This is a genomic window from Nitrosomonas sp. Nm58 (genome assembly GCF_900107335.1).
GTDB lineage: Bacteria > Pseudomonadota > Gammaproteobacteria > Burkholderiales > Nitrosomonadaceae > Nitrosomonas.
Genome location: NZ_FNPQ01000065.1, coordinates 1 through 9,552, shown reverse-complemented (window position 1 = coordinate 9,552; position 9,552 = coordinate 1). Strand labels below are relative to the sequence as shown.

Annotated in this window: 9 protein-coding genes and 1 pseudogene; 3 read left to right on the top strand and 7 right to left on the bottom strand. The window is 43.1% G+C overall.

What is annotated here, in order from left to right:
- The 3 genes and pseudogenes from BLW34_RS15835 to BLW34_RS14020 all read left to right on the top strand — a co-directional run.
- Positions 1–97, top strand: a pseudogene (locus tag BLW34_RS15835) (IS5/IS1182 family transposase); the annotation flags it as partial.
- 517 nt (positions 98–614) lie between these two features.
- Positions 615–2,048, top strand: a complete 1,434-nt coding sequence (locus BLW34_RS14025; protein ID WP_256203813.1) for a cytochrome c peroxidase — start codon at positions 615–617, stop codon at positions 2,046–2,048.
- Positions 2,049–2,313: 265 nt separating this feature from the next.
- Positions 2,314–3,657: a DUF3422 domain-containing protein gene (locus tag BLW34_RS14020; protein WP_090580874.1), complete on the top strand. Its 1,344-nt coding sequence runs from the start codon at positions 2,314–2,316 to the stop codon at positions 3,655–3,657.
- 200 nt (positions 3,658–3,857) lie between these two features.
- On the opposite strand, the gene pnp is transcribed toward BLW34_RS14020, so the two are convergent.
- The 7 genes from pnp to BLW34_RS13985 form a co-directional block, all read right to left on the bottom strand.
- A complete protein-coding gene (gene pnp / locus BLW34_RS14015; RefSeq protein ID WP_090580871.1) occupies positions 3,858–5,966 on the bottom strand; it encodes a polyribonucleotide nucleotidyltransferase in 2,109 nt (702 codons plus the stop codon).
- Positions 5,967–6,110: 144 nt separating this feature from the next.
- A complete protein-coding gene (rpsO, locus tag BLW34_RS14010; RefSeq protein WP_090580866.1) occupies positions 6,111–6,380 on the bottom strand; it encodes a 30S ribosomal protein S15 in 270 nt (89 codons plus the stop codon).
- A gap of 251 nt (positions 6,381–6,631) precedes the next feature.
- The gene (locus tag BLW34_RS17535; RefSeq protein WP_090543879.1) at positions 6,632–6,754 is read right to left on the bottom strand and encodes an integrase core domain-containing protein; all 123 of its coding nucleotides are present in this window, start codon (positions 6,752–6,754) and stop codon (positions 6,632–6,634) included.
- Positions 6,755–6,937: 183 nt separating this feature from the next.
- The gene (locus BLW34_RS14000) at positions 6,938–7,438 is read right to left on the bottom strand and encodes a transposase (RefSeq protein WP_143037949.1); all 501 of its coding nucleotides are present in this window, start codon (positions 7,436–7,438) and stop codon (positions 6,938–6,940) included.
- A 77-nt stretch (positions 7,439–7,515) separates the two neighbouring features.
- On the bottom strand, positions 7,516–7,911 hold the full coding sequence (locus tag BLW34_RS13995) for a transposase (RefSeq protein ID WP_090580860.1): 396 nt from the start codon (positions 7,909–7,911) through the stop codon (positions 7,516–7,518).
- 103 nt (positions 7,912–8,014) lie between these two features.
- On the bottom strand, positions 8,015–8,464 hold the full coding sequence (locus BLW34_RS13990; RefSeq protein WP_090580857.1) for a hypothetical protein: 450 nt from the start codon (positions 8,462–8,464) through the stop codon (positions 8,015–8,017).
- Between the two features lie 420 nt (positions 8,465–8,884).
- Positions 8,885–9,552 (bottom strand): transposase (locus BLW34_RS13985; RefSeq protein WP_143037948.1); only part of this gene is annotated, 668 nt, incomplete at its 5' end.

The following is a 9,552-nucleotide window of genomic DNA, read 5'->3' as shown; positions in this document are numbered from 1 at the left end:
ATGCCGGCGGCTGTGGAAAAATTGTGAACGCAAACTCAACACCAGCCTACAGTTCGTCCATCTTGCTTTCTTGGCATTGTTACTGCAAAGATTTTGAACAGACTCTTAGAAAAATTACGGCAATGCATGATGCCAACAATGTCCTTGTCAATTAAATCCAAAGTATATAAATTTCTGGAATAGCCGCAAACATTCTTTTTTTATCGATAAAATTTTATTCATATCCTTCACAATTTTTTACAATTTGTCCCTAATTAGAGACAAAACAAATCTAACAAAAATAGCTAGTTATAATCATATACAAGATATAGCTAAAAACTGACGACAATTCCTTCTTGTATTTTTCACAAATAATATATAAGTAACTGATTAAATAGCATAAAGATATTGTGGCATGAATACTGCTTTTGAGTATTGTGAATCATACTTTCATGATTATTCTATCGATCTGCCTATTAGCATTACTACTGATTATCAGTAGAAATGCTAAGCAATTCGATAGCCTTCAAGCTTGATTACGTGACCTAGCAATGAGATCGCTAGATCAAGTTTTTGAAGTTTTAGCTTAATTTTTAAATTTTATACACAATAGAGCAAAGTAGAGGGGGTGTGAAGTGTCTAGTAAAAAAATTATCAAGTTGCAAGCAATACCCGCTTTACTTATGATGCTGGCAGCGCCAGCATCTGCAGCCGATAGTAGTAGTGTTGATCGCCTGCCCAATATGTTTGGTGCGGTTAACAGTCATGGCAAAGATGCAACTTATAGTACGGCCGGTTTTATTGATCTTAATAATCCGTTTTTTAAAAGCTTAGGAGAGAATGGCCGTAGCTGCGCTTCCTGCCATGCTCCTACTCAAGGATGGACGATTTCACCCAAAGGAGTGCAAGAGGTCTTCGAAAAAACACAGGGTTTAGATCCACTCTTTCGACTGGTTGATGGTGCCAATTCTCCTATTGCAGACGTGTCAACTGCTGAACAACGCCGCAACGCATACAGCATGTTACTGAATAAGGCAAATATACGAGTAGGGATCGGTATTCCTGCTGATGCAGAATTCGAATTAATTGAAGCTGATGATCCTTATGGTTTTGCGAGTGAAATAGAGTTGTCTTTGTTTAGACGCCCAATGCCAACCACTAATCTTAAATTTCTAAGCACTGTAATGTGGGATGGTCGCGAAACAACGCTTATACCTGATTCCAGTGATTGCATTCGTGGAACTTCAACTTGTTTCTCTCCTGTATCCTTTGATTTATCAACTCAAGCTAATCATGCCACATTGGGTCATGCTGAAGCATTGCGGGAATTGACTGACGATGAACGTAAAGCGATCGTATCATTTGAATCAGGGTTGTTTACAGCACAAATACAGCATAACGATGCCGGCAATCTGACAGCGATGGGAGCGCGTGGGGGGCCTGAAGCGCTTTTGAAGCAAGATTATTACTTTGGTATCAATGATACCCTCGCTGGGGATTATCTAACTGGTGCGGCCTTTAATCCCAAGATAATGTCACTTTATGATAGCTGGAGTAGTTTTAAACCCAATAAATCATCGGATAGTGTTACAAATGCGCGCGCTGCCATTGTGCGTGGCCAAGCGTTATTTAATACAAAGCCAATCCAGATCAGTGGTGTTAAAGGAATCAATGATGATTTCAACATTGATGTGCTTCCAGGTACATGTACAACCTGCCATAATACGCCCAATTCTGGCAATCACTCAACACCGATGCCACTGGATATTGGTATCGCTGATGCGTCGCGTCGTACACCGGATATGCCACTGTATACACTTAGAAACAAAACAACTGGTGAAACTATCCAAACAACCGACCCAGGGCGTGCTTTGATTACTGGTAAATGGAGAGATATAGGTCGCTTTAAAGGAGCTATTCTGCGTTCTGTAGCATCAAGACCACCTTATTTCCATGATGGTTCTGCTCCTGATTTACCAGCGGTAGTTGAGTTTTACAATACTCGTTTTAATATCGGTCTTACTGATGATGAGAAGGCTGATCTTGTTGCATTCTTGGCGGCGCTATAGCGCCATAGCACTGAACACGCTACCTTAAAATCAGGGTAGGGTGTTCATCCATTATTTTTGCGAATTGAACACAGTTTTATGCCATTATCGTTGTTAGCTTTAGTATTTTGTCTCTTAATGGGATTAAGAGAGGTAATTCAATAAGAATATTACTAAAGCAGAATTTTTATAAATCTTAAAATAGCAGATACTAAAATATCGCCTGAGTCCATGTCGTGGTAATCTGTGCTGGAGATATTGATAGATTTCGGAGATGCTAAGTGATATGGATTTTTCTCCTTTAGTTTCGCAAACAGTTATTAATAAACATACCCTTCTCGAGAAGCACCTATTAGGTATTCCTGAATACCCCGAGCGGCAGGAACTTCATGCCGAGCTTAACGCGAATGTTTATGAATTGGTAAGTATTCCTGCTCAGCTTTCACATTTGGTGCTTTTGTCTAATCGGCAATGGGTCGACCAGGAGCGTCAATTAATAATTCAACTTTGTAATCGTTACGGTATTTTGCCACCTAATGCTCACTTCGACCAATTCAGTACTGAATTCGGTGATTTTCGTTTGCGATGGGAACGTCATACCGAATATTCAACGTATACGGTTTATTGCAAGGGTCCGTTTGATATTCCTTTTGCTAAGCCCGCCATTACCTATCTACCTCAAGATTGGTTAGCTAGCTTGCCGGGTGAGGTGTTAGTTGCGACGCATATTGCGATGGATGATCGATCTCGCCCCAGTCGTAGTCTGAGTGAACTGGCTGGCCTCTTTGCGTCAAACACCGTGACTGGTTCTAAAGTGTCGGGCGGGAGTGCTAGTGTCTGGAGTGATAATCAGATTCATGCAGATGGCTTTAGTCGAATCTTAATTCATGATGATAATCTACGCAGTCGTCAGGTTGGGAGGTTAGTGCAGCGCCTGCTAGAAATTGAGACGTATCGTATGCTGGCCATATTGCCGTTAACGTTAACGCGTAATGTAACGCCGCAGTTGGAACGCTATGATGATCGCTTAACTGAGTTGATTACCGGTAACGAATTGAGTGGTATTGAAGACGAGCAACGTTTGCTTGGTGAATTGACAAGACTGGCCTCCGAAATTGAGAAAATCTCTGCCCAGACTAGCCATCGATTTAGCGCATCACAAACTTATTACGCTATTATGCAGTTACGTATCGTTGAATTGAGGGAAGAGCGTATTGAAGGGTTGCAGATGCTTTATGAGTTCAGAAAACAGCGAGTGACTTCAGCGATGGGAACTTTCGATCTGGTTCGCTCTCAGTTGGAGATTCTTTCTTTGCGTGTGACACGTGCTTCATCGATGCTGCGTACGCGTGTTGATATTTCCATGGAGTCACAAATTCGCGATTTATTAAAATCCATGGATAATCGAGCGCACTTACAACTACGCTTACAAGAAACGGTTGAGGGATTGTCGGTTGTTGTACTGAGTTACTATTTACTCGGTATAGTAGGCTATGGGCTTAAGGCGGCAAAAGCTGCAGGATATGCTATCAATGTGGAATTAATCACGGGGATTGCAATCCCCGTAGTAGTCATGATCGTATTTTTTGGGGTGGGGCGTTTGCGTCGTATGGTGAAAAAAAATAAGTAAGGCATTTTGCACATTTCCTTACTACTTTGACTGCTTTATTGATATTTGCCTCATAAAAAGCAGATGGATGCAAACAGGATGGAACGCTGAAGATCTCAATTAATCAAACATGTAAAATAAGCGTTATCTTTTATTCGTTTCAAATACGATAACGCTCATTTTACGAAGTTAGTGTCAGATCTGGTAGAGGCGGTTTTCAACTAAGAGATTGAACTTTCAGATTCTTCCACCGTAACTGCTTTCATACTCAAACGAAGTCGTCCTTTATCATCGGCTTCAAGCACTTTTACTCGGACAGATTGGCCTTCTTTAAGATGAGCAGCAACATCTTCAACGCGCTCATTAGCAATTTGAGAAATATGTAATAAACCGTCTTTACCTGGCAGTATGCTGACAATTGCACCAAAATCAAGCAACTTCAATACTACACCTGTATATATCTTACCCACTTCTACTTCCGCAGTAATATCTTCGATACGTTTTTTTGCAAGCTCGCCGCCCTCGCTATTGATGCAGGCGATCATGACTGTGCCATCATCGGTTATATCTATCGTCGTGTTGGTTTCTTCAGTTAGGGCGCGAATTACTGCACCACCTTTACCGATAACATCACGAATTTTCTCAGGATTGATCTTGAACTTGATAATGCGTGGAGCGTGTGTCGAGATATTTTCTCGGGTTGCAGGAAGAGCCTGCTTCATAATGTCCAGGATATGCAAGCGACCTTCTTTAGCCTGCAGCAAGGCTACCTGCATAATTTCCTTGGTGATTCCTTGAATTTTTATATCCATTTGCAGTGCAGTAATACCTTTTTCGGTGCCCGCTACTTTAAAATCCATATCACCCAGGTGATCTTCGTCACCAAGAATGTCGGTAAGTACAGCAAAGCGATTTCCTTCCTTAATCAGACCCATGGCAATACCTGCCACGTGGGCTTTTAAGGGTACTCCTGCATCCATCAATGCAAGGCATCCACCGCAGACTGATGCCATGGAGCTAGAGCCATTAGATTCCATTACCTCGGAAACCACCCTTAACGAGTAACCGAATTCTTCAGGTGGAGGAAGTACTGCTACCAATGCACGTTTTGCCAGGCGCCCATGTCCTATTTCACGCCGCTTTGGAGTGCCGACCCGCCCAATTTCTCCTGTGGCGAAAGGAGGCATATTGTAGTGAAGCATGAAGCGCTCTGTATAATCCCCCTGTAAGGTATCCATTTTCTGCTCATCACGAGCGGTTCCCAATGTAGCTACAGCCAGAGCCTGTGTCTCACCTCGAGTAAATAGTGCCGAGCCATGCGTACGTGGTAGCACGCCATGGCGTATGAAGATAGGGCGTACAGTCCTTGTTCCACGTCCATCTATGCGTGGTTCTCCATCGAGAATCCGAGTGCGAACGATCAGAGATTCAAGCTCAAACCCGATCTCTTTGACTGATTGTTCGTCTGGACCTTCTTCCGTACCTACACCTAATTCTGTGTAGACTCGTTGCCAAATTTCTTTAATGGTTTCAGTTCTAACTTGCTTTTGTTTTAATTGGAATGCATTACGCAAATCTGCTTCTGCCAATTGTGTAATTTTTTCAATTAACACAGGATCTTTCTCAGCTGATTTCCAGTCCCATGCGGTAACGCCAGCTTCATCAGCGAATTCATTAATGGCATCAATGATCACTTGCATTTGCTCATGACCATACATAATAGCGCCTAACATGATCTCTTCGGATAGCTCTGTTGCTTCTGATTCAACCATTAAAACCGCTTGCTGTGTTCCAGCTACAACTAAATTGAGCTGGGTTTGCTTAAGCTCGGTGGTGGTTGGGTTAAGTGCATACTCATCATTGATATAACCAATGCGAGCAGCCCCAATAGGGCCATCAAATGGAATGCCTGCAAGCACCAACGCAGCAGAAGTTCCAATCATTGCGGGTATGTCAGCATCTACTTCACTTTCGGATGATAAAACCGTTGCAACAATCTGGACTTCATTATAAAAACCAGCAGGAAATAATGGGCGGATAGGACGATCAATCAATCTTGAGGTGAGTGTTTCTTTCTCGGAAGGACGACCCTCACGTTTAAAAAAACTACCTGGAATGCGACCTGCAGAATAGAATTTCTCTTGATAATCAACGGTTAATGGAAAGAAGTCTTGTCCAGGTTTTGTATTTTTATCTCCGACAACGGTAACCAATACGACTGTGTCACCCATCGTAACCATTACTGCACCATGAGCTTGTCTCGCAATTTCTCCGGTTTCCAAAATAAGTCTATGGCGACCGTAGGTAATACTTTTCTTGATCAGTTTCAATTAGCAATCCTTCTTTATTGATGTAATCATCCTTGTTTGACTGGTTATTTCCCTGCGCTATAACCTATTTTTATTATTTAGCTAAAAATGTTTAAATAGTTACTTAAAGCTCCTCTGAGCTAGAAAAGAAAACTAATAAGTTAATTATTTGCGTAAACCAAGGCGTTCAATTAGCGCAAGATAACGACCGCTGTTCTTCTTTTTCAAGTAATCAAGTAATTTACGTCGATGACTTACCATTCTAAGTAAGCCACGGCGGGAATGATGATCTTTAGCATGTGCTTTAAAGTGATTGATCAAATCATTGATGCGAGTAGTCAAAAGTGCTACCTGTACTTCAGGAGAACCAGTATCTCCTGCGGCTCTTTGATAGTCATTCATCACCTGGGCTTTTTGCTCGGTTGTGACTGCCATATAATTTTCTCCAGTTTTAGTTTTGTTAATTGACCTATTACAAGAAGCCAGAATTCTACCCTTTAATAGGTTATTTGTCCAAAGCTTACAAAGTGTTGGGGTACTGTGGCGTAGTCGAAAAGGATCTGTAGAGTAGTTTTCTTTAACTGGGCAATCTGAGATTAAATTAAAGTCTAACATGGTTAATTAATCAAACCCAGGTAGCTTAAAAAATTGCTTGATTGAGTTTGATAGCGGACTTCATCAGGTATTTAGTTATCAAGATTTTGATGAAAACATTCTTGATTATACCAGTCAAACCACTGAATTAAACTTTGCTTTATCTCCTTTAAACTATCAAATTCCAGAATATATAAATACTCATATTTCGCCATTTGCCATAGTTGCTCCGCAAATATGTTGTCACGGTAACAGCCTTTACTATCTATGCTGTTTTTTCAGCGTACTGGTTGACATCGCAAACAAGCCAGAACCTGATAATGACTCATCGTATCATGGCCTTCGCCGGCCAGAGGTGCGCTCGCCTTCAGTATGGGTTCTTTCACGCTAAGTTTAGGTTAGGTGCATATGGCGGCAAAAATACGAGTTTTTATTTTTGAGCCATTAAGATAATCATTGACCAGTTGGGATCGATAATAACGCGCATTGTCACAAATAATGTAAATATGCGCTGCTGTTGGATGGTGTGCCTCGATCTGCTGAAACAATTGGATAGTCGATTGCGCGTTGATGGTGTCATCATAGCGTATGATGGTCTGTAGGCTAACTGTATTGATCGCGCCGTTAATGTTCAGTCGTTGCCGACCGATGTTGCTTCGAATTTCGCGATCCTGACCACGTTTGATCCATCCGTAGCTGGTTACCGGATTATGATGGGGATGAGTGGCATCCATGAAATAAATGGGGTCTTCAGGTGCTTTGCTTGCCTTGAGTTCTTCATAGCATTCCACAAAAGCGCATTGTTTCTCGGTATCAGCCTTACCTGGTACCAGCTTTAGTTTTTTATAGACATAGCCCATTCGGCATAATAATTGGGTTATGCCCTGATGTATCCCCACGAATTTACCCTCTCTCCAATGAATCGAAGTAATCTACTAAAAGGGCTTGCGCCTGCTCCAACATTGAGGCGGATAATTCAAAAACGACATAGCGGCAAGCTATCGCTGTTGACCTTAATGTGCCGCTCGATATCAGTCCCTTTTAAACATATCCCCGTAAGCCAAAGCGCAAAAATGATGAGCGCGGCAATTAATAACAGGTTGGCTCGGCGTTCGGCTTCAATCCGACTTTCGCTGGTAAAATCCAAACCATAATGTGTACTTTGGGTGTCTCGCAAGCCTTCCTCAATTTGCATACGGCTTCGATAATAATCCACGATCCACACTGCAGAAAACGCTTTTAGCGAGGGAGATACAACCAGAAGCCAAGGCTCTTTTTCGCGTTTGGCATGTTTACGACTGGCACTGGATTTGCTTGGATGATGTTGGGCGGTCAGCTGTTTACGACCTCTAGCGGGCCTATAAAAAATCATCAGCTCACCGTTTAGCGGATGGCTACGTGCCCAACGGGCCGAGCCTAAGCACTTGGGTGTTCGAGTGGCTTTAGCGTAGAGTGACTTTGCCGCCAGCCAATCGTTAGGCCGGTTGACTCAGGCAATGAAATCGCTGCTGTATCCGACGGTTGCCCAGTTTCTTAACGGGATGAATTTCTTCGTGCAAGGTAACGGAACGCCCTCCCGTAGGCAAAGCCGCTCGTAAGCGTTGCTGATGCTGATCTGTTGTCAGGGGCGACCAGTCGATAAGGATCAAGGGCATGGGCAGGGATTGCAATAGCCATCGGGTCATAGCACCGTATATCTCCATGCGTTCGCTGTTGAGATGGTAATTGCCGGCTAAGCGATCCATACGCTTGATTTTGTGTTTGATATAGGCAGGTCCGGAAAGCGACCGCCCGAGCTGCGTAATCGATACAGACGCTCCTTTCAAACCAGCCTGAACAGCAGCCATCAGAGCTTGGAGACGGGTAGCATGAATGCCGGGAACTTTTTCTTTCAATAAGTTATGCAGCAGTTCAATAATCGACATAAATTTATCCTTCCAGGTTATTATTTTAGAAAGAAATTTTATGCTCAGACCGGCTTGATCTTATTTTTATCTGAATTCCATCCAACAATACATTGTTTCTTAATGATATTTTGTGGGGATACCTCAGGGTCTGTCCCGGATCAACAACGCTATCCGGTTTTGACGTTGGTTGGTTTGCTTTTCGACATGTCATCGACTGTTCACTTGCGTTCATCTGCTTAATTCGTACCTGACACTTTCAAGTGCCTTTTCCAACGACGTTCACTACCGCGACTTTTGATCGAAGCAGCTCGTGGTGGTTTGAAGCCGAGTCCTGTAACCAGACTTCGAGGGGCCTACCCTCATCTCTCATGCAACATAGCTGCTCGAAGGACTGCGTCCTTCTTTGCGCCTTCGTGGCACACCGTTGACGCTCCTATGTCAAGTAATTGCAGCAGCATCAGATAAATCTGCGAGAATAAGCGGATACAGTTCACGAACAATGTAACGCTTCAGGCAGCGTTGAATTTCTTTGTTTGACATCCCTTGAGCAGCGCGTCGTGCCACATAACTTTGGGTTCTTGGTTCGCTACGCATACGTACCATCGCGATTGTCCATAACGCGTTGTTTGCAGATCGATTGCCTCCTCGATTTAATCGATGGCGGATAGTTTTTCCAGAGGAAGTCTGCAGTGGACTTACTCCACATAACGCAGCCAAGGCCGCTTCATTCCTTAAACGTTCTGGATTATCTCCCGCTACGGCAATAAGTGTCGCTGCCGTTTGCGGCCCGACTCCAAACTGATTTAGAAGGCGCTTCGCTGATTGACTTGTCAAACGATCAAGCGTCACATCGATCTCTTTTAGTTCTGCTGAAAGGATTAGCCAGCGTTTGGCCAGCAAACGAAGTGTTGCAGCTAATGTTTTATACAAAACATTGGCTTTTGCCTTCCGAAGTCGTGCACAGCCTGCTACGCATTCTTCCGGTTTGGTTTTCCAGAGTCGTTCACGCAGATCATCCGGTGCACTGATTAATAACGATCTGAGTTGATTGATGGTTTGTGTTCTTGCCTTGACTGCACTACGTCTGACAACCGATAACATACGCA